General features: G+C 60.9%; 21 protein-coding genes and 1 pseudogene. 14 read left to right on the forward strand and 8 right to left on the reverse strand.

Going from position 1 to position 21,847, the window contains the following annotated elements:
* Window positions 1–454: 454 nt before the first annotated feature.
* The 10 genes and pseudogenes from IVB13_RS03615 to IVB13_RS03660 all read left to right on the forward strand — a co-directional run.
* Window positions 455–2,035 carry an ABC transporter substrate-binding protein gene (locus tag IVB13_RS03615; RefSeq protein ID WP_247487783.1) on the forward strand — a complete coding sequence of 527 codons (1,581 nt, stop codon included), beginning with the start codon at window positions 455–457 and terminating at the stop codon, window positions 2,033–2,035.
* A 128-nt stretch (window positions 2,036–2,163) separates the two neighbouring features.
* The gene (locus tag IVB13_RS03620) at window positions 2,164–3,150 is read left to right on the forward strand and encodes an ABC transporter ATP-binding protein (protein WP_247487785.1); all 987 of its coding nucleotides are present in this window, start codon (window positions 2,164–2,166) and stop codon (window positions 3,148–3,150) included.
* Window positions 3,147–4,145 carry an oligopeptide/dipeptide ABC transporter ATP-binding protein gene (locus tag IVB13_RS03625; RefSeq protein ID WP_276577023.1) on the forward strand — a complete coding sequence of 333 codons (999 nt, stop codon included), beginning with the start codon at window positions 3,147–3,149 and terminating at the stop codon, window positions 4,143–4,145. The genes IVB13_RS03620 and IVB13_RS03625 overlap by 4 nt, the downstream gene beginning before the upstream one ends.
* Complete coding sequence (locus IVB13_RS03630; RefSeq protein ID WP_247487787.1) at window positions 4,145–5,080, forward strand: ABC transporter permease; 936 nt, start codon at window positions 4,145–4,147, stop codon at window positions 5,078–5,080. The genes IVB13_RS03625 and IVB13_RS03630 overlap by 1 nt, the downstream gene beginning before the upstream one ends.
* A 24-nt stretch (window positions 5,081–5,104) precedes the next feature.
* Entirely contained in the window at window positions 5,105–5,962 is an 858-nt protein-coding gene (locus IVB13_RS03635) for an ABC transporter permease (protein ID WP_247357289.1), read from the forward strand.
* The gene (locus IVB13_RS03640; RefSeq protein WP_247487789.1) at window positions 5,959–7,464 is read left to right on the forward strand and encodes a nucleotide pyrophosphatase/phosphodiesterase family protein; all 1,506 of its coding nucleotides are present in this window, start codon (window positions 5,959–5,961) and stop codon (window positions 7,462–7,464) included. Before IVB13_RS03635 ends, IVB13_RS03640 begins: the two co-directional genes overlap by 4 nt.
* Window positions 7,465–7,512: 48 nt before the next feature.
* Entirely contained in the window at window positions 7,513–7,977 is a 465-nt protein-coding gene (locus IVB13_RS03645; RefSeq protein WP_247487791.1) for a hypothetical protein, read from the forward strand.
* A 54-nt stretch (window positions 7,978–8,031) separates the two neighbouring features.
* Window positions 8,032–9,075 (forward strand): nucleotidyltransferase domain-containing protein, encoded by a 1,044-nt coding sequence (locus IVB13_RS03650; RefSeq protein WP_247487792.1) that lies wholly within the window; start codon window positions 8,032–8,034, stop codon window positions 9,073–9,075.
* Window positions 9,076–9,133: 58 nt separating this feature from the next.
* On the forward strand, window positions 9,134–9,337 hold the full coding sequence (locus IVB13_RS03655; RefSeq protein WP_247487794.1) for a hypothetical protein: 204 nt from the start codon (window positions 9,134–9,136) through the stop codon (window positions 9,335–9,337).
* Between the two features lie 812 nt (window positions 9,338–10,149).
* Window positions 10,150–10,338 (forward strand): annotated as a pseudogene (locus tag IVB13_RS03660) (hypothetical protein); the annotation flags it as partial.
* A 159-nt stretch (window positions 10,339–10,497) separates the two neighbouring features.
* On the opposite strand, the gene IVB13_RS03665 reads toward IVB13_RS03660, so the two are convergent.
* Window positions 10,498–10,710, reverse strand: a complete 213-nt coding sequence (locus IVB13_RS03665; RefSeq protein WP_247369653.1) for a hypothetical protein — start codon at window positions 10,708–10,710, stop codon at window positions 10,498–10,500.
* 981 nt (window positions 10,711–11,691) lie between these two features.
* On the opposite strand from IVB13_RS03665, the gene IVB13_RS03670 reads away from it, so the two are divergent.
* From IVB13_RS03670 to IVB13_RS03685, 4 genes are all read left to right on the forward strand, one after another.
* The gene (locus IVB13_RS03670) at window positions 11,692–12,273 is read left to right on the forward strand and encodes a hypothetical protein (RefSeq protein ID WP_247487796.1); all 582 of its coding nucleotides are present in this window, start codon (window positions 11,692–11,694) and stop codon (window positions 12,271–12,273) included.
* Between the two features lie 18 nt (window positions 12,274–12,291).
* Window positions 12,292–13,146, forward strand: a complete 855-nt coding sequence (locus tag IVB13_RS03675) for a hypothetical protein (RefSeq protein ID WP_247487798.1) — start codon at window positions 12,292–12,294, stop codon at window positions 13,144–13,146.
* A gap of 390 nt (window positions 13,147–13,536) precedes the next feature.
* Window positions 13,537–14,373, forward strand: a complete 837-nt coding sequence (locus IVB13_RS03680) for a hypothetical protein (protein ID WP_247369615.1) — start codon at window positions 13,537–13,539, stop codon at window positions 14,371–14,373.
* Between the two features lie 134 nt (window positions 14,374–14,507).
* On the forward strand, window positions 14,508–15,176 hold the full coding sequence (locus IVB13_RS03685; RefSeq protein WP_247487800.1) for a hypothetical protein: 669 nt from the start codon (window positions 14,508–14,510) through the stop codon (window positions 15,174–15,176).
* Window positions 15,177–15,180: 4 nt separating this feature from the next.
* Here the strand turns inward: IVB13_RS03685 and IVB13_RS03690 are convergent, their stop codons facing one another.
* The 7 genes from IVB13_RS03690 to IVB13_RS03720 all read right to left on the reverse strand — a co-directional run bounded on the left by IVB13_RS03690 (window position 15,181) and on the right by IVB13_RS03720 (window position 21,732).
* A complete protein-coding gene (locus IVB13_RS03690; protein ID WP_247487802.1) occupies window positions 15,181–16,146 on the reverse strand; it encodes a hypothetical protein in 966 nt (321 codons plus the stop codon).
* A gap of 72 nt (window positions 16,147–16,218) precedes the next feature.
* A complete protein-coding gene (locus IVB13_RS03695; protein ID WP_247487804.1) occupies window positions 16,219–16,839 on the reverse strand; it encodes a hypothetical protein in 621 nt (206 codons plus the stop codon).
* Between the two features lie 428 nt (window positions 16,840–17,267).
* Window positions 17,268–17,918: a hypothetical protein gene (locus IVB13_RS03700; protein WP_247487806.1), complete on the reverse strand. Its 651-nt coding sequence runs from the start codon at window positions 17,916–17,918 to the stop codon at window positions 17,268–17,270.
* Window positions 17,919–18,621: 703 nt separating this feature from the next.
* Window positions 18,622–20,127: a ThiF family adenylyltransferase gene (locus IVB13_RS03705; protein WP_256467678.1), complete on the reverse strand. Its 1,506-nt coding sequence runs from the start codon at window positions 20,125–20,127 to the stop codon at window positions 18,622–18,624.
* Window positions 20,109–20,579 (reverse strand): hypothetical protein, encoded by a 471-nt coding sequence (locus IVB13_RS03710; protein ID WP_247487809.1) that lies wholly within the window; start codon window positions 20,577–20,579, stop codon window positions 20,109–20,111. The genes IVB13_RS03705 and IVB13_RS03710 overlap by 19 nt, the downstream gene beginning before the upstream one ends.
* Entirely contained in the window at window positions 20,576–21,013 is a 438-nt protein-coding gene (locus tag IVB13_RS03715) for a putative metal-binding protein (RefSeq protein WP_247369628.1), read from the reverse strand. The genes IVB13_RS03710 and IVB13_RS03715 overlap by 4 nt, the downstream gene beginning before the upstream one ends.
* Window positions 21,013–21,732 (reverse strand): multiubiquitin domain-containing protein, encoded by a 720-nt coding sequence (locus tag IVB13_RS03720; RefSeq protein WP_247487811.1) that lies wholly within the window; start codon window positions 21,730–21,732, stop codon window positions 21,013–21,015. The genes IVB13_RS03715 and IVB13_RS03720 overlap by 1 nt, the downstream gene beginning before the upstream one ends.
* Window positions 21,733–21,847 lie beyond the last annotated feature (115 nt).

A 21,847-nucleotide genomic window follows, 5' to 3' on the forward strand; every position in this document is an offset into this window, starting at 1 on the left:
ATGGTGTGATCGCATTCCTACGATCTAGTGATCGAACATGTCGATGTTGGTCTCGTGGCTCGTTTCATCTCAGACTTGCCTCGAGCGTCAAAGGGGGGAACATCGCTCTGCGCCACGGTCGATCACTCCAGGCCATATTTGGTTGCGCTAACAGTGAGAGCGCTGACGTCTCTCTAGTTAGGCAGCTTCACTCACCCCAATGGGGAGCGAGCCAGTTCCGAGGAGGCACCTTTGTCTGCCCGGAAGCCTCATGTCATCTCATCTGCGCACGTGAACATCGACTTACTCGATGAATGTCATCGCAGCGTAGTATTTCGCGGCTCTAACGTCGGACACGTTTGGCAAGCACGAGATCCAGCGATCTTGGTTTTCGGCTTCTGCGAGGATCTGCTGATCACCGCAAGGTCAAGGCTATGCGTTCCGTACTGATTGAAGCGAATTCCGGGAGACGGTGATGACCCGCAGCCATCTGACACGGCGAGAGGCTTTGACTGGTGCGGTCGCAGCAGGTTTGTTGCCGACCGCGAGCGCCGTCTGGGCTGAGAGCGACGGCAAGAAACCAGCCCGGCGGCGATTAAGAGTTGGCATGTCCGGCTTTCCCCGCACGTTTGACCCAGTCATCGCAACCGACACCGCCATTCGGCGGATCATGCCACAGCTGTTCGATAGCCTCATTGCCTTTGACCACACCAATGGGATGGCGCTGCGGCCGGCATTGGCCGAACGTTGGGAGCGAGTCGATGCGCAGTCGCTGCGGCTGTTCCTGCGCAAAGGCGTGGCGTTCCATGATGGAAGCCCGCTGACTGCCGAAGATGTCGCCTTTAGCCTGGGGCCCGACCACCTGTTGGGACCGGGCCGCAGCGGAATGTCCGATGCGCTGCAGTCGCTGGACCGGCTCGACAGAGTGGATATCGTCGATCCCTATACGGTCATTGTCCACGCCAAAGGGAACGACGCGCTGCTTGAGCAGCGTCTGGCCTCCTGGGGAGCGGAGATCGTCAGCAAGCGCGCGTTCATCGCCGCGGGCTCGTGGGAGCGCTGGACGGCAGCTCCTGTAGGGAGCGGCCCGTACAAGCTCGTCAATTACAAGCTCGACATCCATGTCACGTTGACTGCGCACGATGCATATTGGGGCGGACGGCCACCATTTGAGGGCGTCGAATATCGCATTATTCCCGAGCTTTCCGCGCGCGTGAACGGCCTTCTTGCCAACGAGCTCGACATCATCACTGACATCCCACCCGATCAATTCGAGCGTATCGAGAAGCGCGCCGATCTCCAGATCTCGGGCGGGCCAGTACAGAATATCCGCTCGCTCGTGCTCGACCAGAACGATCCAGTGCTGAAAGATGTGCGGATCCGCCGTGCGATGAGCCTTGCGCTCGATCGCAAGCTCTTGATCGAGAGCCTGTGGGCGAACCGTCTGCCGATTCCGAATGGCTATCAACTCGCGAGCTATGGCCACGGCTACATCGAGGATTTCCCCGCGCTGCTTTATGATCCTGATAAGGCCAAGGAGCTGGTCGCTGCGGCGGGCTACAAAGGAGAGCCGATCATTTATCGGCTCCTCAACAACTACTACCCCAATCAGATCTCTGGCGCGCAAACCATGATCGAGATGTGGCGTGCAGTCGGCCTGAACGTCAAAATCGAGATGATGGAAAACTTTGCCCAAGTTCAGCGCCAGCCGGTGCGGGCGATCTTCGACACCTCCAACACGGCGTTGTTTCTGGATCATCTTGGCCATCCCTGGCGTGAATACGGCCCCAGCGGCGCCCTGCCGAAGTCGGTCGGGGTCTGGAAGAACGAGGAGTATTTCGCCTTGGGCGCGCAGCTCCAGGAGACCGCTGAGCCCGAGCAGCGCCGTCCAATCGTGCGCCGCATGCTCGAGATCATCAATGAGGTCGATCCGCCCTGTGTGATTTTGCATGTGTCCGGCCAGTTCTATGGCAAGCGGCGCGACATACCCTGGTTGCCGGGGCTGACGCTCGATCTCAATTTCGGCCCATTCAACAGCGCCTTGATCCGGACCTGAATCAGGATGAATGACACGTTGCTGCGCTTGCGCGCAGCTCCACCACGTGGGCTGCCCGGCTCCCGCAGTCCCTACGACGCCGCCCGCGAGGAGCAGCCGCGACGACGCTGGCAGGACAGGGAGATCAGATGACACCACTTCTTGAGATTACAGGGCTGCAGGTTGCTTTCGACCAGGTGCCGGTGCTGCGTGGAATAAATCTTGGCCTCCGCCGTGGCGAAGCGCTGGGCATGGTCGGCGAAAGTGGTTGCGGAAAGTCGGTGACTTGGCTTGCGGCGCTTGGTCTCTTGGGGTCGCGCGCCCGGACGGCAGGCAGCGTACGCTTTGCTGGCGAGGAGCTTCTCCATGCTCCCGCCCGTCATCTGGAACAGGTGCGTGGTCGCCGAATTGCAATGATCTTTCAGGATCCGACCAGCTCGCTCAATCCGGTGCGTACCGTGGGCGATCAGATCGGCGAAGCTCTGCAACTCCATCGTGGAATGGACAGGCGCAGCGCGCTGAACGAAGCGCGTCGCCTGCTGGATCAGGTCGGCATTCCCGATGCGACGCGACGGCTTGGCGCCTATCCGCACGAGTTTTCCGGTGGGCAGAATCAGCGGGTCATGATTGCCATGGCGCTTGCGGGACAGCCCGACATCCTCATCGCCGATGAACCCACCACCGCTTTGGACGTCACTATTCAGGCGCAGATCCTTGAGCTACTGCAAGAGATTCAGCGCGAACGAGGCATGGCGCTGGTCCTGATCTCACATGATCTGGGCGTTGTCGCCGAGATCTGCGAGCGCGTGCTGGTGCTTTACGCCGGGCACATCATTGAAGAAGCACCCGCCGTGCGTCTGTTCGACCATCCCACTCATCCATATACACGCGGGCTTGTTGGGGCCCTCCCGAATCTAGACGGGCCTCGGCAGCGCCTCGCCGCCATTCCCGGCGTCGTTCCGAGCCCGGCGGACCTTCCGCCAGGATGTCCCTTCGCGCCACGCTGCGACCTGCGCACGGACCGGTGTGGTGAATGCACTGTCGAATTGACTTCTGTGGAGGATAATGCCGACCACAGAATTGCCTGCCTGCATGTCACCGGCCAGGGGTGCCAGGACGAGACCGTCGCCGCATGACGATGACGGTCGCACCGCTTCTCCAAGCCGATGGGCTTGTCCGACGATATTCCTTGCGCCAGGGCCTGTTTCGGGGCCACTCGACGGTCCACGCCGTCAATGGACTGTCGCTGTCTCTGGCCAGCGGCGAGACGCTCGGACTTGTTGGCGAATCGGGCTGCGGAAAATCCACCGCGGGCCGGCTTCTCATTGGCCTGGAACGACCGGATGCGGGCACCGTCAGCTTCGGCGGACAAGAGTTGCCGCCGATGGGCGATATCCGTTGGCGGCATCTCAGGATGCGAATCCAAATGGTATTTCAGGACCCGCTGGGGGCGCTCGATCGCCGGTTGACGATCGGGGCGCAAATCGCAGAACCGCTCGAAATTCATCGGATCGGCAGCAAGTCCGAAAGAGCGGACCTGATCAATAGGCTCCTCGCTGACGTTGGCCTCAGAACCGATCACGGGGCGCGCTATCCTCATGAACTCTCAGGTGGCCAACGCCAGCGTGCGGTGTTGGCACGAGCACTCGCGACCGATCCGGACCTCATCGTGTGCGACGAGCCGGTGTCCGCGCTCGACGTCTCGATCCAGGCTCAAGTCGTCAATCTTCTGCGTGACCTGCAGGAGCGGCGGCGCATGGCGATGATCTTCATCAGCCATGACCTGCGCGTCGTTCGGCAGATCAGTGATCGCATCGCCGTGATGTATCTCGGCTCGATCGTCGAAGAAGGCTCGCCCGATGCAGTTCTGCGCGCCCCCTTGCATCCGTATTCAAAAGCGCTGGTTTCTGCCGTACCCAAGCCTGGACGGCGTAACGAGCGCACGATCCTGCAAGGTGATCCGCCCAATCCATCGGCGCGGCCCGCCGGCTGCGCCTTCCATCCACGTTGTCCGGCGGCTCTTCCGGCCTGCGCACGGATTGTGCCAGAGCTCACATCCGTAGGCCCAGGACGCAGGGTCGCTTGCCATCTGATCAACAGGGATGGTCTTCAACTTGGGAGCGTCGCCTGATGACCCGCTTCATCATGGTTCGGCTGGCTCGCGCCGTGCTCACCATAGCGATGGTAGTCACATTCGCCTTCGTGGTTCTGCGAGCCTCTGGCGATCCCGCTCGCGCGATGCTGTCGCCGGAAACGTCGGCCGACGCGGTCGAGGCGTTTCGCAAGGCTTGGGGGCTCGATGCACCACTCTGGGTCCAATACGTAAAATATCTTCTTGCGGTCGTCCACGGAGATCTCGGCCAATCCATGCGGGACGGGCGTACTGCCGCCACGGTTGTTGCCGAACGCATCCCGGTCACGCTGATGCTCACTGCTCCGGCACTCGCCCTCAATCTTCTCCTAGGCATTCCGGCCGGCATCTATGCAGCCCTCATGCGCGACAGTTTCACGGACCGTCTGGTGATGATGGTGACGGTAGCGGGCTTCACCGTGCCATCATTCGTGCTCGGGCTCGTACTCGTGCTCGCCTTTGCGGTCGAGCTTCCCTGGTTTCCTTCAGGGGGCGCCGGCAGCGTGCGCCATATGGTCCTGCCGGTGGTCACGCTTGGCCTTGGCGGCGCGGCCGTTCTGGCTCGTTTCACCCGCAGCGCCATGCTCGAGGTGCTCGGGCAAGCCTATATCCGCACGGCGAGTGCCAAGGGTGTGCCATGGCGCAGAGTCGTGACGGGTCATGCCCTGCCCAATGCCGCCATACCAGTGTTGACCATCGTGGGTTTGATGGTAGGCAACTTAATCGCGGGGACGGTGCTCGTCGAAAGCGTCTTTTCCTGGCCGGGAATCGGCAGTCTGCTCGTCGTCTCCGTCGTAAGTCGCGATCTGGCTGTGGTCCAATGCATCTTGCTGCTGGTGGCAGCCGCCATGATCGCGACGAACCTCGCAGTCGATCTCCTTTACGGTATGTTCGATCCGCGTCTGCGCGATACGCGCTCTGCTGGAGGAGCGTAGATGGCGGAAATGTCTGCCGGACAGATGCCGTTTGCTCACGTTAAGAAGAAGAGAGTACTTCGTTGGCGCAATGTTGCTGTGCAAGGCGCCATCGCTTGGCTCGCGCTCATGCTCGTCATCGCGATCCTGGCAGATCGTCTCGCTCCCTATGATTATGCCGCACTTGATCTTCGGCATCGTCTCGCCGCGCCTATTGGCTTCGGGGGGCACGTATCGCATCTGTTCGGCACCGACGAGCTTGGCAGGGATCTGCTGGCGCGCTTACTTATATCGATCCGGATGAGCCTTTTCATTGCTTTTGGAGCCACGTTGATAGGCGCATGCCTGGGTACCACGCTCGGCTTTCTCGCCGCCCATTTCCGCGGCTGGGTCGAACAGGTCATCCTCGCATGTGTCGATTTCCAGGCCAGCATGCCGTTTCTCGTTCTAGCGCTCGCGGTACTTGCATTCGTGGGTAACTCTCTGCTGCTCTTCGTGGCCCTCCTTGGCCTTCATGGCTGGGAGCGCTACGCGCGCGTCACGCGCGCGCTCGCGATGAGCGCGAACACGCAAGGCTATGTGGTCGCCGTACGCCAGCTGGGCGCAGGACCTTGCCGCCTTTACCTGCGCCACATCCTACCGAACATCGCCTCAACCTTGATCGTCACCATGACTCTTGCCTTTCCGGATATTATTCTGCTCGAGAGTGGTCTGAGCTTCCTTGGTCTGGGCGTGCAGCCCCCGCTCACCTCCCTCGGCAATATGGTCGGCTATGGTCGTGACTATCTGACCCGCGCGCCCTGGATACTCGTCCCCTCTTCGCTGATCATCTCGCTCACCACACTGTCCATCTCGCTGGTGGGGGACTGGCTGCGCGACCGCATGGACAAGACATTATCGTGAAGGCCTCTGTAACTTCCCCTGCTACCCGCCGCGTCATCCTTGTCAGTTTCGATGGGCTCCGTCCCGATCTTATAAACGCTACAGCCACTCCTCATCTTCACAGGCTGCAGCGCCAAGGCGTGACCCTCGGCCGGAATGTCACCGTCTATCCGAGCGAAACGCGGGCAGCGACGCCTAGCCTTGTTACCGGCGCATCACCCGGGCGCCATGGCATGGTCGGGAACCAATACCTCGACCGTTCAGCGGTGCCCTCCCGCTACATTGACACGGCGGATGACCAACTGGTCGAAACCCTGGATACGTTGAGCGGCGGGCGTCTCATGGGCGTGCCATCGCTCGGCGAGGTTCTTGCCTCCCAGGGCAAGACGCTCGCGGTGCTCGCGTCCAATTCTGCCGGGACGACCCGCCTGTTCAACCACAAGGCGCGCACGCTCGGTCATCCCACAATCTCGGGGCACTTCGCGCGGCTCGCGACTTCCCGATCTCTTCTCGAGGCGCTGAATGCTCGAATCGGTCCTCCCCCGGCGCCCCCGCCTGCAGGAACGCCCGACCTCGCAGCCCAGAGCTATCTGACGGCGGCTTTGCTCGACATCGTCTGGCCACAGCTTCGGCCTGACGTCACCATTCTCTCCTTTGGCGAACCGGACAGCTCGTCTCATTACTGCGGCACGGCAGAGGTACGGACCTTGGAAGCGCTCGCCTGGGCCGATCAGCAATTCGGTCGCGTTCTGGACTGGTGGGAGGCTGAAGGCCGGCGGCAGGACGTCCACATCATTGCCGTCTCAGATCATGGACACGTGAGCGTCCATGCGCAGGCTGACGTTCACCAAGTGCTCAGAGATGCCGGATTTCGTTGCGGCTCGGCGCCTGGGCAAGACGTAGATGCGATCGTCATTCCCGGGCAGGTGGGGGCCATTTATCTGGCAGACCCCTCGGAGCTGAAGATCCGGCGAGCCGTCGCAGCAATGACCAAGGCGCCGTGGTGCGGACCGATCTTCACCGCTGGACGAAATGACATCGAGGGCATCGCGCCGGGCAGTTTTGCGCGACAGCTTGTGATGGCAGATCATGTCCGTTCCAGCGACATCCTTTTCTCCTACCGCGCCGATAGTGAAGTCGATCCATTCGGACTCATCGGCCGAACCTGGAGCAACGATGCGCCGATCGGACTAGGAGTACATGGCGGCTTGCATCATAAAGAGATGGCGGCGGTCGGCATTCTCGCCGGGACTGCCTTCCGCTCGGGCAGCCTTTCAGAAGTTCCGTCGGGAATCTGCGACATCGCGCCGACCATTCTGCATCTCCTGGGAATTGTCGCCCCTAGCCAAATGGATGGGCGCGTCCTCAACGAGACGTTTGCGACATTGCCCCGGGCTGCACCCGCGTCGGTCGTAGAGACCGTCTACGAGGCAGGCTCCTCCACTTACCACCAGGTCTTGCGTCGCATACAGGTAGGAGCGGCAGCCTATATCGAAGGCGGCTTTGCAGAGAACGCCGCGTGAACTTGGTGGCTTTCGCATGCGGGAGCGGGACCGGCAGCGAGCGCCGGCATGCTGTCCCGCAGCTCGTCCGGAAGCGGCGCCATCTCCAAGCAAGCGCATGTGGCCAGAGCGCGAGGTAAGCGGGCCGAGGAGTATCAGGAACTCCTCCGTAGCCGTTTTGCCCGGAGCAGGTACGGCAGTGCTCTCCGGGTCGATCTTGCCAATTACGAACGATGGCTGCCGAAGCATCTGAGAGAAGCTTTCAAGCACTACGAAGAAGGCGTCCGCCTGCGGATGATTGAAAACGAAGCAAGTCGACCTGGTGCCTTCGTTGGACGATCGACAGTTGGCAGATCTCATCTAAATTGGATCGCGCGTGCGCGGAAAATGAAACCGATAGACAGGCGCTGGACCGGTGGTTCGATGGAGGTGGTGAGCAAGGCGGATGGACGGCAGCCGAATGGAGACAAAAGTTCCCGGTTTCAACAGTTTCGCTATATCTTCGACGGAACTGTTGAAACCGTTGATTTTTAATGATAAATACGGTTTCAACAGTGAGGACGTCATACTACTCGAAGTGTTGAAACCATGGATTTTCAAGAGCTTAACAATGATCAGCGCCGCGAGGTGGTCAATAGCCAGCAGCGCTTTCAGGCCTTGCGGGATGCCAAGGAGGCGTACGATGCTCATCGCGGTTCCCTGACCTGGACTGAGTCCAAAGGCCACGAATACCTCGTCCGGAGCTACTACGATAAAGCGGGCCTCCGAAAGCAAAGCTCGCTCGGCACGCGCTCGGCCGAAACCGAAAAGATGAAGGTCGACTTCGAGGCTAAGCGAGCAGCGGCGGAAAACCGACTGAGGAACTTGCGCGACACGATGGACCGTCAAGCCGCGGTCAATCGCGCACTCGGCTTGGGTCGCGTCCCTCTGATCGGTGCCCGCATCATGCGCGCTCTCGATGGCTTCGGAATGTTAGGTTCCGGCATTCGGATTCTCGGAACAAACGCCATCTACGCTTATGAGGCCTCCTCCGGCGTCAGAATCGATCCTGGCTTGGCCACGACGGAAGACATCGATCTTCTGTTCGACGCGCGCGGCGGCCTTACGTTTGTGGCGGATGACGACGTTTCCGAGTCTTCGTTGCTGAAGATACTCCAACGTGTCGACACCAGCTTCGAGCGCGCCAAGCAGACGTTCCGCGCCGTAAACCGGGACGGCTATCTCGTCGATCTGATCAAACCTATGCAGAGCCCTCCTTGGAAGAAGGCCCCGGATAAAATCGGCTCGGACCCCGAAGACCTGACTGCCGTTCAAATCGAAGGACTCGATTGGCTGCAGAATTCGCCGGCTTTCGAGGCAACCGCGATCGACGAGAAGGGCGAACCGGTGCGCATCGTCGCTCCAGACCCGCGGGTTTGGGCCGCCCATAAGCTTTGGTTGTCCCGGCGTGCGGACAGGGAGCCGCTCAAGCGACAACGAGATGCAGCACAGGCGGAAGCCGTCGGGGCTCTGGTCGCGAACTATCTCACTCACCTACCATTCGACGCAGAGCAGCTGAAGATGCTTCCGAAAGAAGTGGTAGACAGCGCGGAGCCGCTTTTCGCTAAGAGAGACACCGCGGCCCGCGCCTAACAGTCAGGATCGAAAGACTGAGGGCCGGCATATCCGGCGCCGATCATCGGCGGCACCCATGATGGTGATCCGCATGATGCTGCTGCTCATCGGCATGCCGACGATCATCGTGAGCGGCATCATCACCGGCATCATCATCCCCGCCACCAGCACCAGCACCATCCCCAGCATCAGCACCAGCATGGGCGCCGCCGCGGACTTGTGGGGCCACTTTGAAAACGACTCGGCTATCCCGTTGATAAACCAGGACCTCGCATTTTGAAAATGACTCGGTTTTGACTTTAAGAACGATTCGATCACCCCGTTGTTCGCTTTGAAAACGACTCGACTGCGGAAGTGGTCTGATCCCAGCGTCGCGCCGCCTCCGCTTCGGCCTCCCTGATCAGCCGCGGACGATGCCGGCTCGCAACCAGCTTCGCCAAGTACGAACACAGCGGGATCCAGACGAGGAAGAACCATACCGGCCCTCCGCCGATGATCGGCTGAGCCGCCACCACCAGCAGTCCCGCCCAAACACTTCGGATCGGCGGCGGATGGGCAGTTGAACCGAGGTCGGCGCATTCGGATGTCGCCGCAAGCGCGATGAATGATTGAGCCGGCGAGCATCGCCGAAAAGGTCAGCCAAACGGCCCGACGGGCGGACTTCCCCGAACTCCAGCCACCACGGCAGCGGTCTACTATTTTTCACGAAAAGATCTCGGAGTCGGGGTTTGACGCCGTCGCCAGCGCTTGGGCCTGGACGCAAGCGCGCCCGCAACCAATAGGCATGGAAGTTGTTGGGATTTATCTCCAAGGATTTAGAGATGTCCGACATTGCCCTTCCAGGCGGTGAAGCAGACCATATGCGGATCGCGCAGCGTCAGAGCTATGACTTGGTGCGGCTCGATCGAAAGCGCGGCATTTAGCGCTTTTATTGATCGCTCATAGTGCCCAGACGAGTAGTCGGTCCGCGCTTGCGCCAAATAGGAGTTTGCTTGCGTCATCTGGCCATTCGACTCGCACGAAGGTTTCGACGTCAAGCGCCAAGACCCGCGTTTTCTGTTGAAGCGCTCGCTTTTTCGCGGCTTCGCCGTGATGGACGACATCAAGCGCGACATGGCGATCCTGGCGACCAGCGTCCGGGACTGGGCCGACCGCACCAGGCGGCTGGCCGCGCGCGTGCCGGAACTCGACGTCTTTTCGCAAGGTTTGGTCGATCGCGAAAACGGCGGGTGGAAGATCATCGACAAGGGGCGGACCGTGCTCGAATTCGTGGAGGGGCGCAAGGTCGTCGATGTGCCGGTCGAGGTGGCTGCGGCTCAGACGGTCATTGCGCCCGCGCCTCCGCTGCCGCCGCTCGCGAAGGACGCGAGCGAGTCCGAGCGAACGCGTCTTGACCCGCAGCCGTTCAATTATCCAGCGATGGCAGCCGCCGTCCACACCTTAGGCTTCGCCGGGTCCGGAGAAGATGGACGCCGGTGGCGTCGTCCGCGGTACCGGCAGCGGACGCTCGGCCGCTGCAGGGCGGGGTGGCTGATCGCTCTTCGCATCGTATCGCTTGGCGAGATCCAGCAGGCGTCGCCTGGTGAACGGATCGGCCTTCTCGGCGAGGGTCCGGACCCGATGGGCGAGGCCCTGGTAGAATTCCTGCTCCATGACACAACCCCACGACATCAATCGGCGGAGTTGAGTATGCCGATGCCCTGGGAGTCAAGAACGGCGGGGGCTTGGTGCCACTCGGCGTGGTCCGTGGCAATCGCTCAGAAGAGGGCGGACCAGAGGTCCGGGAAGACCATGGCTGCTGAGAGGGATAGCAACAGCCCGGCGCCGCAGAAGATCGCGACCGCCTTGAGTTCTTCGACGTCCTTGTCCGTGCCGGTCGCGCGTGCCAGCGCCTTGGCCGCCCATTCCATGGTTCGGTCCCCTCTGAAAACCACGCACCAGCCGTAGCAGCTCCTCCCGCTACCGCGTGTGAACTGGCTCTCACGCGCCAGCACCTGATTTTGCGAGCTCGGTCTCGCGCGGGGAGGGCTAACGGTGGCTCGCAGGCTTGCGGACCTCACCACTAGCCGTCGCCGGGGTGCAGAGCAGGGGGGCAATGGCGACGTACGCGGCCACAAGAGAGACGATGAGCGGACAAGATGATCGGACCCGCATAATCAGATGCTGTTGGAGCTAAATCGGATCTCCCGCGCAAATCGCGGTCTTCCGCCTGGGCGAGGCGCTGCTCTGCAGTCGCAGTTCGGCTTCGGTATAGCGTGGCATGATGCTCTGATGGAACCTTCAGCCTAACCCCTAGCGGCGCCAAACCGGCAAGGCAATTCGACAGAAGTCGTGGTGCGCGATGACGCTGTTGTTTGCTGCGGCTATGGAATTGGGAATTGGTAAGACCCGCCTCTCGCATTTTGCGCGACGAACTGTCAGGTTAGCAACCATTCGGGGATCCTCGCGGCTGTTGCCGCCGCGTGGCTTCATATTGTTTGATCGGTTGGGAAGGGGGCAAGCATGGTTTTTAGGGGGGCTTTTGCGCGGGGGCGCTTCTGGTACGAGAGTGCACTGATCGATTTCGACTGCTTCCGCAACGAGGCGGAACAGAAGGGGCGCGAGATCGTCGCCACTATTCCAAGAGCGCAAGCCTTGATCGACGCCCAAGACTTCCTTGCCCAGTCGGCCACGCGGTACACGGTTCAATTCTGGTTCGGAAAGCATTTTCCCGGCCGTTGCTATCTTGACCAGGACGGGAAGGAGAAATGGGCCACCGAGGATGGGGCATACTTGATCTACTCGTTCGGTCCGACCGGTGCCGTGGCTGTTTTCCTCCAGCCAGCACGATCCGAGGTCATGAACGCCAACGAGAAGTTCGTGCTGCTGCATATCGGTCGCCTGAGCTGGTTTCAGCTGTGCGGGCGACTGAGACGCGATCTCAAGGACCTTGTTGCCTACAACTATGCCACCACGCTGGATGGCGAACCGACAATCGTCGAGCGTGTCCGCGTCGCCTGGATCAAGCTGGTGTCGCTAATCGAGGTAAGGGGCGAGCAGTCCATTCCGGCGCGGAGGGTCCTGTTCGGCGGGATCGGATTTCTCGCGCGGGTAAGTGTGATGGCGATGCTGAAGCCTTTGGGAGCGCTGGTGGTGATCATCGCCATCGCTGCCTACTTTGGGTTTGACGCGCGGCCCTACGTGATGAAGGTGTTTGGAGGCCCAAGCGTTCCGTAGCCAGTTGGAGCTCGCCTTATGCGATTTCGAACCAGAGCACCTGGAAGGCTGACGAAGCGAGTCACCTTATCCGTCTGCATATCGCTCCTAGTTCTGCCAGGAGCAGGCAATGCGAAAGCTTTGGATCCGGTAACCGCAAGTGGCTACACCGAGACAAAGATTGGCCGGCCGCTGATCACACAAGCGATCGGGATCGCGAATGCCATCCTGGCCGCGTCTTCCGCCTACAGGCTCAAGGCAGGGTGGACGCCCGCCGATAAGGACAAGCCGGCAACGAACGAGCTGGCCGTCTATCTGATCGCGCCGACCTCGCCGCCATTCGTCATCCAGGTGCCGTTCAAATCGTGTCGATGTGTCTTCGTGCAGGAGTCCGCCTTCCGCAAGAGCCTGTCCGCCTACTCAGGCAAGCCGAAGCAGATGCTGCGCATTGAGCCGTCGCATATGCTTGCTTTCATGCTGCTGCACGAGATCGGACACGTGGATAACGGAAATCCGGGCGCTTATGATGACGCCTCCGCAGATCTCAATCTGACGGAAACCGAACAAAAGGAACGCGAGCGGGCCGCGGATGCCCTTGCGGCGCGCGCTCTTGTCGCAGCGTCCAAGGATACAAAGTCAACGTCGGGCTTCCTCGACGCGATGAACGTGCAATTAGCGGTGACGAATGCGTCGTGGAATCTTGCGGCTGTGCGGCTTTTGGATCACTTCGGAGGCTCCCCTCTTTGCGCCAAGGATCTGTTCGCCGACAGAGGTCTCAGTCATCCGAACTACGAGCTTCGTATCCTGACCGTGAATGACATCATCGCCAACACCCGAACCTCCCACGAACTCGTCGAACAATTCGAAAGTTGTCGCGCGCCTGCCCCTCGTTGAGTGGAAACCGCGAGAGTTGCAATTTTGCAACGCCAAGAGACGATAATTGCATAGACGAAACCCTTGATTGAGCAGCGCGGTATCTGTCGCTAGGCTGGCGAAAGACAAGCAAGTTGCTGGATGGGGGCCGTCCGTGCGTATTTTTCTGACGCTCGTCGTTTTTTTGTGTTCGTCGATTGCTCTTGCCGCCCCGCGCGCTTCCACGTCCGATCGGGTCATCATGTGCCCGGTCGACAAAGTCCGGGGCTGTGACGTCATCGTCGACCCCTTGGGAAACCCGGCGGCGCCCGTAAAATGTACGTTCAGCCACTGCAGGGTCGGTCAACCCAGGATCATTGACGGGCGCAAGGTCTGCTCGTTCACCTGTCCCGACTACTTCGTGGACTGAGCATGATCAGGTCGCGATCCCTCGCCGCGCTTTCCGCCGTCCTGATGCTCGGCGGTTGTGGCACTTACGTCCCGGCCATGCAGGAAATCGGAGAAAATCCCTCAGCCCTATCTGAATTCACGCCAGGCGGAGCCTTCGAATTCAAGATCCGCGCAAAGGTGTATTGCGACATCGTCGACGCAGTGCTAGCTGCCCGCGGCGCAGGCATCCTGCCGACGGGTTGGGCCGTCCAGACGACTTTGGATTTGCAGGTTGATGAAACGGGTTCACTTAATCCAGGCGCCACGTTCATCGACCCGATGGCAGCCTCTCAGTCCTTCACGCTCGGTGTGGGAGGTGTGCTCTCCTCAGCGAGCACACGCGAGGACAAGTACGGAACCTACTGGGATCTCGACAAGCTGCAAACCCGCACAGGGAATCCTTGCAGGCCCAAAGGCGAGCAGGTGGTCGGCAGTTCATTGCTCCTCAGTGAGCTCGGCATCTCGGATTGGCTGATTGATTCGCTGAGGACGCGCGATTACCTGCCGTCGTCCGCTGGCGTGAAGGGCGATCCCTTCTTCAAGCAAGACTTTCTATCCTACCACATCAAGTTCGTTGTGGTGTCCAGCGGTGGCGTCACGCCGACCTGGAAATTGGTTCGGATCTCGACCGGCAATGGCGGTCTTCCCTTGGTTGGTGCGGGGCGCACGCGCTCGCACGACCTGCTCCTGACGTTCGGACCGACGTTCAAGGCAGGCGCGCCTAATCTCGCTGCCAGTTCTCATGCAGCTCAAGACTTCGGGATCGCGGTCTCGAACGGCGCACGGACCGGCATTCGTACATTCGCTCCACCACGGTGACGGAAAGCAATCAACCGGGCGAATACCTTGGTGCGATGCTCCCGACCAGGCAGGTCGCGGACTGAAGCTATGGCGCGCCCTATCTCAAGGCCCAACCCCCCTCGGAAGAATGCTGACCATGCCGGCTAGTAGCCATGACAGAAGCTGATTTCGTCCTGGAGCACGCCGAGCGGCTTCTGACTGTGGCCACGCGATGCGCGTGGTCATTCGGGGCCGCCGACGGGTTGGACCAGGTCCTGGAGAGACATGTCGTCCCAAGGGGAGCGTGGCGCCATCCCATTGCGATTCTGCAGCGCGACGCCATGCTGATGGCCGTGACCAGAGTGGTGATCCTGCTCGACCGCAGCAAAGGAGCAGTCAGCTTCCAAACGCTGTATCATCAGCTCAAGGAGCCGGAGGTCCAGGCGGCCGTGCTTGCAGCTGTCGAGGAGCGTCGTGGCCCAGAGCTGCTCGAGCCAGAGCGCGCCAATCGCATCGCAGAATTTCTGGCCGCATACCGCACGATCGACTGGGGCATGCATGGTCGGCTCAAGCACTTCCGCAACCTGGATATCGCTCATCTCAGGGAGCAGGCGCGAAGCAAGTCGATCACGATGCAGGAGCTGCGGACGCTGGTTGGAGTCGTCACCAGCCTGGCAGTATCGCTCCAAGCCCTGCTTCAGACCGGCGTTCCGTTCCACAGCCACCTGGCCGAGGAGGCGCGCAATGAGGTCGAAGGCGTGGTCTCGACCTCACGGGCGATTGACGCCTCATTCCCTCTCGATCTTGGCGACGATCATGATGATCCGCGCGGTGAGATTTGAAGTCCTAACACCATGGTAGGCAAATGCGTTTGCCGCCGATCGTGCCAAGCTGAACAGGAGGCGGGGCGGTCGGAAGTAGCTGACTTGGGTTGTTGAAGATCGAGTTGTTGCCGCCCCAGAACTGGGACGGATTGCGTACGAATGAATTGTCGCCGCCCCAGATCTGGCTTGGATTACGGACGAACGAATTGTCTCCTCCCCAAATCTGCCCTGGGTTTCTGATCACTGAGTTTGGTCCGCCGGCGATCTGTCCGAGCGTCCTGGCGGTCCAGCCGTTCCTGCCGATCAGGTCATTGTTGTCGCCAAAACAGCCTTTGCCGCCGAATCCCTCGGTCATGCACTTGGTCAACTCGCGGATCGTAAGTCTGGATGCCATGCATCCGGCCGCCGCGTAGGGCTGTCCTCCGGTTGAGGCCACGCACTGGACGGCGATTTGCTGCTCCGGGTTGAGCTGAAGATTGAACATGTTGGCCCCGGCGCAACTCGCCATCGTGGTCGTGTCGCCCCGGGATTGGGCTGCACACTCGAGCGCCACTCTCTGTTCGCGGCTCATCTGCCCGCCCAGCAACTGTCCCACCGAGCAGCCCGCGAAGTTCGAAGCATCGCCTTGCGCGTTCGCCGCGCAGTTCAGCACCGCCTGCTCGTTCGGGCTGAGACTCCGGTTCAAGAAGGTTGTGCCCGCGCAGGTCAAGAAGTTGTTGCGATCACCGCTTGACTTCAGCGCACAATCGGCGACGACACGCTGGTCATCCGAAAGCCGCACGCCCAGTTGTGGCGCTGAACAGCTTGCAAAATCGACGAGGCTCCCATTCGCCCTGGTCGCGCATGCCAGCACCGCCTGTTCCTTTGGACCAAGGTTTCGGCCCAAAAACTCTCCTCCGGCGCAGCTGAAGAAGTTGTTGCGATCACCATTGGACCGCAGTGCGCATCGCGCCAGGGTTCTCTGATCTCCTGAGAGCTTGTCAGCCATGCTCGAGGCGGCGCAACCGGCAAAGCGCGCGGCATCGCCGCCGGCTGTCGAAGCACAGTTCAACACCGTCTGCTAGTCCGCGCTGAGATTTCGGCCCACAAAATTGCCCCCGGCACAGCCGAGGAAGCTGGTCCGGTCCCCGTTTGACTTCATCGCGCACTGCGCAAGGACGCGCTGATCGTCCGATAGCCGAATTCCGAGATTGGGAGCTGCACACGTCGCAAAGGACACGCTGTCTCTGCTGGATACTGCGCAGTCGAGGACCTTCTGTTGATTTTGCGGCAGGATGACCTGCTGGCCGGCGCAGCCGGCAAACTGCACCACGTCGAGGCCGACGCGCTTCGCGCATTCGACAGCGGTCCGTTGCGGATCTCCTCCGCCAGCGACGCCAAAGGAGCTCGGTGACGGAACTTGGCCCGACTGCCGATCCAGACTGATCTGACCGACGAGATTACAAGGCGTTTGCCCCAACGGTCCGTTGCAGATCGGCTGGCTGGCGCTCCCGGCGTTCACCAACTGGGGGCGGGCCGGATCAATCGGCTGAAGGGCAGGGGCACCAGGTTGCTGTTGCATCAGGTAGTTGCGGATTGCTTCGCAAGGTCCCGGGCCCAGTGGTCCCATGCACAGCGGCGTTCCATTGGGCAGCACTCCGATTTGTTGAAGCGGGTACTGTTGAGTCGCAAGTTGCTGCATGGCAAGGTAACGCCGAACCAGGACGCATTGGCCGCGCCCAAGCGGACCATCACAGATTGGTCCCAGGTTGGGGTCGAATCCGATCGGCTGCAGCGAAATTTGCGAGGCCACCTGTTCGATTGCCAGGAAGCGACGAACATCCTCGCATCGTCCTGGTCCCAGTGGCCCCTGACAGAGGGGACCTAGGTTCGGATCATTGCCTATTTGCTGCAGCGGCGGTGGACCCGGTGGGAAGCCTTGGGCCACTGCTTGGGGCAAGTAAGAAAAAACTAAAAGCGCAACCAACCCGACGAGCGGCCGCAATATTGCCCTCATAATCAAAACAACAAAATTGGTGTCACAACCTTAAAGAATATACAAGCTTAGATGCTACTGCGAAGCAGTCGCCGGCACAAGGCCATTGCGAGCGGGCATGGCTATCGCGCCAGTCACGAACGAGCCCCAACCCGTTGGCGGAAAAGCCGCTCAAGGATGGTGTCGACGTCGGCTGCGAGCGAGGAGAGCTCACCGCTCACGTGATGAGACTGGCCGTGGAGTGTTTCTTCGTCATAGGCGTGGCGGAAAGCGGCGTAAGCTTCCGACCGAAGGTCGAGGTCGAGTGGCTGGACCGCTTCGTATACGTCGACTGCAGCGTTGAAAATGCACGGCTGGATGTCGGCGACCGTCCCGTACCATCTGACGGTCGTCATCACCAGTGTGCTGACCTCTGGCTTTCTTTCGTCCTTCAGGGACTGAAGTACCAAACTGCGTGACACTAGGCAGACCGAGGCCAAATCGCTAATCACGACCGGGATATCGCGCGCGTGAATCATCCTCACTTCATGCAGAAGTTCTGCCTCATGATGAAACAGGTTTCGGAGCTTGCGCAGGACCGTAAAGGGTGGAGATCCGTGAAGATTAGCTCCCGCCGACTTGCCGAGTTTGTCGTTCAGGCTATGGATCGCGTTGAGCAGATCAAACAACGTATCTTCGTCGGACGCCAAGCTGTGCCTGTAGTAGGCTCGGAAGAACCGATCCGCCGCCGCGGTAGCGGTTTTGGCCAGTTCTCCGCCCCCAGTCTTTTGTCGTTTTTTGGTCATCGACTAGCGTATAGCGACGTTTGATCCCGCTGTGGAGCCCGATTGATCACGCGGCCGCTGCGACACTGCCCGGGACGAAGGCCGGCAGCGCTGTTCCGCCAACCGCAATGCAGTCCCGCAAGTCGCGCCGATGGCAGGAGATGAGTTCGTAGGGCTTGCCGCCCATACAAACTGTCAAATTCGCTAACGACGAGCGTCGCGGCGACCGAGCTGACGAACGGCGCCCCGATTGAGCGGCCGGCGAGCCTTGCGGTTCCGCAACGGTCACCGGACCGCTCGTACATCGCACAGTAGGCCGGCAGCATGGTGTCGGCGTAACGGCACCAGCCTGCCGCCAAACCTCGCGAGGGGAACCTGGATGCGGGGAACGTGTGCAAATCGATTCGCAAACAATCTTGAGGCCCAGTGCCGGCTCGGCTTCAATCAGCCGTCCGAACCCGACGTCCTCGACGGCTTGCAGTGCAAGTGCGTTGTCGACCGCAATCAATGCTACACGGCTCCCGTGGCCCCACAGCAAATCCAACGCAAAATCGCGGTCCACGAGTGACATCTTGAATCCTCGCGCCTCCGCCCATTCCGCGGTGACCCGCGTTCTTCTTAGGCGCGCACGAAATTCGTGAGTTTGATTTCCCAACCTGCATATGAGATTCGAACCTACCGTTGCAGTTCTGCCGACGTGGTGAGCGACCGTGTTGTTCCGCAATCAGGAGGGTGCAATCGTCGTACAAGCGTTGCCCCAACGTCGTGTGTCCTCAGTTGTCGAGTGATTTCTGGATCCCAAGTGAGAGTCCGGTGCCGAAGGCACGTCAGGTCGCGTTGGCCCCCAAAGTCGTTGGGCAGCACTGCGTAGGCCTGCGTGATTGCAACATTCACAATCCGAAATTGTCGACCGGCGCCTGCGCTTCTGCGGGAGCGGCGGGTGCCATGGACTGATTCGCCAATCGTTGTGGCTGGAACTGGAAGACCCCGATCGGAGAATGTCGACGACTTCGAGCAGCAGCATCGCGCCCGCGAGCACCGACACGAAGGCGAACGGCGCGACCACGGCCGGCCCCTCGGTCGACTGCAGTTGCTGAGACGAGCACAGGCTCTTGTAGAGAGTCTCGAAAGCCATGCCATCCACGGCGGTGGGATCGAGCTGCGGATACTTGGCGACGATTTTGGTCGCGACGTGCGGCGCGATGCGGTCGGCATCCATGTCGGCGACCTCGATACCCAGGTGGGAGGCCATCGACATCCGTTCCGAGATCTCGCGCTGGTCCTTGGGATAGATGCACCCCATGCAGGCCAACCCGCTCAGCTGGCGATTCGTATGGAGCACGATCTCACGAGTGCCTGTCGTCGATGCGTCGAATACTTCCCTCGGGAGTTCCTTCTGCAGGCTGCGCCTGGCCTGCCTGCTGTCGACGGCGACGATCAGTCGTTCCAGCCATGGACCCGAGCCTCGTTCGGGCAGGTCCTGGAGGCGCGATGGCCGAGGTTTCAATTCGAGATCTGGAAACCTCGATTGCGCCCTTGCGCACAATCGGGAGGCTTTCGGCTTCTCTAGGTCGTCGGTGTCGAACCATATTTGGCGCTGAAGATTGCCAGACGAGACGATGTCGTCGTCCACGACGTTGAGAAGGCCGCGCAAGTTGACGTGCCTTGCGGCCCAAAGGAAACCGTTCCCGATAGCGCCGGCGCCGGTCATGTACGCGGTTCCGATGTCGATGGGACCGGCCAGAAGGTTGGGTTGGATTCCGAGAGCCTCGTAGTGGAGCCGGAGCTGGTCGGGCGGCGCGTTGGGCATGTCGCGACAAACGGCACGATACAGCGCCGCGCCGCACGCATAGCAGGCGACGATCAGATCGAGCAGCGGGTGGATCGACACGAGCTTGCCGCGGCCGATGTCGGGACCGATCGTGCAGCCTTCCTCGTCCGACGCGATGCCGACGCAAGGCGCCTCGGTTCGGCGCGCAGCAGGACCGACGACGAGTTCGACGGCGCATGGCTGTCCCGGCTCGAGGGCACGCGCGACCATCAGCGTGCGCTCCAGAAGCATTTCGATCTCCGCGGCGAGCGACGCCGCGACGTCGTCGTCTTCGGCGACCGTGAGAAGCACGGTGCTGCCTAGCCGTTGCGCAGCCTCCTCGGGCGCGATGCCTGCGGCGAGCATCAGCGCTCGCTGATTTTCGAGAAAAGCTTCCGGCGTCAGTTTACGTGCAGCCATTCGTTAATGCCTTTTGTATCGACCTCGTTCCACCTATTGCCGGAGTCCAGGCAAAAGGTCGCGGTGTGCTCGAAGAAATTCTCGACGGTGGTCCGCGAGGCGAAGTGCGGCAGCACCAACGACAGGGCGCCTCGATGCCGCACGATGGCCCACTTGTCGTCGGCCGGGGAATGAAAGGCTTCGCGGGGATGCGAATGCGCCTGCGCGGCGATCATCCAGCCTCGGTCGCTGATCAGGCGGATGATTTGGCGCATCTCGGCAGGCGCAATCCTGAAGATGTCCTCGCGCGCCCACTGCTCCGGCCGGTACACCTGCCGCACGACCTTGGCGCGATCGGCCGCCTCCTCGGCGAGCCAGAGGACGACGCACTCCGCATTCCTGCGCCCTGCGGCACGAAGATGATCGAGTGTCTGCTGGATGTGCGTCTTTTCGACGTGGACGGTGTTCGTCATCCTGTTCCCTTTTTCCAGCCGTTCCAGATTTGGGTCAGAATCTCGCTGAGTCCGTAGTTCGGCTTGCCGCGATACTGGTCCCACGGCGTGTTCAGGTGGCTGAAGTGAGTGTGATATTGCCAGACGCCTGCCATGCACACGAAGGGTCTGCCCGTGTTCGGATGGGGCCCACCGTGGAAGATGGAGGATGGCGTCTGCGGCACGACGGTCAGGTATTCGCCCGCAGAGTTGAGCAGTTCGATCCTGGGAGGCTCGTCGTCCCAATGGGAGGCGTCGAGCCGAAGTCGAAGAGGCGTTCTGCCCGGCGCCGTGAATTCGACGTCGATCAGCGGATATTCGCGGCGATGCATGATCCAGCCGCGCTTTTCGGCGATGTCGGGCGGCCAGCGCCCGACATCGTCGTCGAAGGAGAGGGACGAGGCCAGCGGGTGCATCAGAACGCTCCGCCGCCGCCCTCGCGAGGACCCCAGTGGATCTCGACCTCGCCGGCCAGTTGGTTGGCCTGGAAGGTCAGACCGGGCTGGATCTCGCGATCGCCGACCGTGGCAATCCAGTTCGTCACATCCGTCAACTCGAGGGCTTGTTTGGCCTTGTCGAGGACCTTCGACACCAGCTCGGCGGGCCGAGCTTTCTTGGTGCCACTCTTCGGATACACGCCCGACGTGGTGTAGACCTTCACCGAGATCTTGCCCGCGCTCTGCTCGACGCGGAACTTCTCGATGCCTTCACCGGTGAGGAAAACGTGCTCCTCGTCGTCGAGAATGCGATCGGGCTCGCTTTCGCGTTCGAACACGAGATCGACGCCTTCTAGGTCGATCGTCGCGAGGGCCGCGAGGGTCGGGGCGGTGATGAACGGCAGCGGCCACTCGTAGCGCTTGCCCTGGATATCGAGACGGAAGCTACGATCGCTCACGACCGCGACGAAGCGCTCTTCATCGGCGTCGCGGAGATCGACGGTGTCATCCGGCGCGACTTCCACTAGCGGGGCGCCCTCGGGCCAGCGCATGACGATGACGTCATCGGCATCGACGCCGTTGAGGGTGGCAGCCACCTGACGGCCCGTAATCACGGGATCGTCGGTGGCGCGCTCAGTGAATTTGAGGTCACGTCCCGCTACTTGGAAGCGGAAAGTGTCTTTATCGTTCTTTTTCATGATCTTAGCCTTTAGTAGGTGCGGAAAGGTCCTGTTGACGGATTTACTTTTCGCGTTGACTGTGTCGGTTGCGCGCAGATAAACTAGAAGCATAGTCGGACCTATGCGTCTAATT

It is taken from the genome of Bradyrhizobium sp. 17 (assembly GCF_023073515.1).
Taxonomy (GTDB): Bacteria; Pseudomonadota; Alphaproteobacteria; order Rhizobiales; family Xanthobacteraceae; genus Bradyrhizobium; species Bradyrhizobium canariense_D.

Excerpts from the sequence above, each read along its gene's own strand:
- IVB13_RS03615 (WP_247487783.1), top strand. The coding sequence starts at position 455 with ATGACCCGCAGCCATCTGACACGGCGAGAGGCTTTGACTGGTGCGGTC.
- IVB13_RS03620 (WP_247487785.1), top strand. The coding sequence starts at position 2,164 with ATGACACCACTTCTTGAGATTACAGGGCTGCAGGTTGCTTTCGACCAG.
- IVB13_RS03625 (WP_276577023.1), top strand. The coding sequence starts at position 3,147 with ATGACGATGACGGTCGCACCGCTTCTCCAAGCCGATGGGCTTGTCCGA.
- IVB13_RS03630 (WP_247487787.1), top strand. The coding sequence starts at position 4,145 with ATGACCCGCTTCATCATGGTTCGGCTGGCTCGCGCCGTGCTCACCATA.
- IVB13_RS03635 (WP_247357289.1), top strand. The coding sequence starts at position 5,105 with ATGCCGTTTGCTCACGTTAAGAAGAAGAGAGTACTTCGTTGGCGCAAT.
- IVB13_RS03645 (WP_247487791.1), top strand. The coding sequence starts at position 7,513 with ATGCTGTCCCGCAGCTCGTCCGGAAGCGGCGCCATCTCCAAGCAAGCG.
- IVB13_RS03650 (WP_247487792.1), top strand. The coding sequence starts at position 8,032 with ATGGATTTTCAAGAGCTTAACAATGATCAGCGCCGCGAGGTGGTCAAT.
- IVB13_RS03655 (WP_247487794.1), top strand. The coding sequence starts at position 9,134 with ATGATGGTGATCCGCATGATGCTGCTGCTCATCGGCATGCCGACGATC.
- IVB13_RS03665 (WP_247369653.1), bottom strand. The coding sequence starts at position 10,710 with ATGGAGCAGGAATTCTACCAGGGCCTCGCCCATCGGGTCCGGACCCTC.
- IVB13_RS03675 (WP_247487798.1), top strand. The coding sequence starts at position 12,292 with ATGCGATTTCGAACCAGAGCACCTGGAAGGCTGACGAAGCGAGTCACC.
- IVB13_RS03680 (WP_247369615.1), top strand. The coding sequence starts at position 13,537 with ATGATCAGGTCGCGATCCCTCGCCGCGCTTTCCGCCGTCCTGATGCTC.
- IVB13_RS03685 (WP_247487800.1), top strand. The coding sequence starts at position 14,508 with ATGACAGAAGCTGATTTCGTCCTGGAGCACGCCGAGCGGCTTCTGACT.
- IVB13_RS03690 (WP_247487802.1), bottom strand. The coding sequence starts at position 16,146 with ATGGCTGACAAGCTCTCAGGAGATCAGAGAACCCTGGCGCGATGCGCA.
- IVB13_RS03695 (WP_247487804.1), bottom strand. The coding sequence starts at position 16,839 with ATGCAGCAACTTGCGACTCAACAGTACCCGCTTCAACAAATCGGAGTG.
- IVB13_RS03700 (WP_247487806.1), bottom strand. The coding sequence starts at position 17,918 with ATGACCAAAAAACGACAAAAGACTGGGGGCGGAGAACTGGCCAAAACC.
- IVB13_RS03705 (WP_256467678.1), bottom strand. The coding sequence starts at position 20,127 with ATGGCTGCACGTAAACTGACGCCGGAAGCTTTTCTCGAAAATCAGCGA.
- IVB13_RS03710 (WP_247487809.1), bottom strand. The coding sequence starts at position 20,579 with ATGACGAACACCGTCCACGTCGAAAAGACGCACATCCAGCAGACACTC.
- IVB13_RS03715 (WP_247369628.1), bottom strand. The coding sequence starts at position 21,013 with ATGCACCCGCTGGCCTCGTCCCTCTCCTTCGACGACGATGTCGGGCGC.
- IVB13_RS03720 (WP_247487811.1), bottom strand. The coding sequence starts at position 21,732 with ATGAAAAAGAACGATAAAGACACTTTCCGCTTCCAAGTAGCGGGACGT.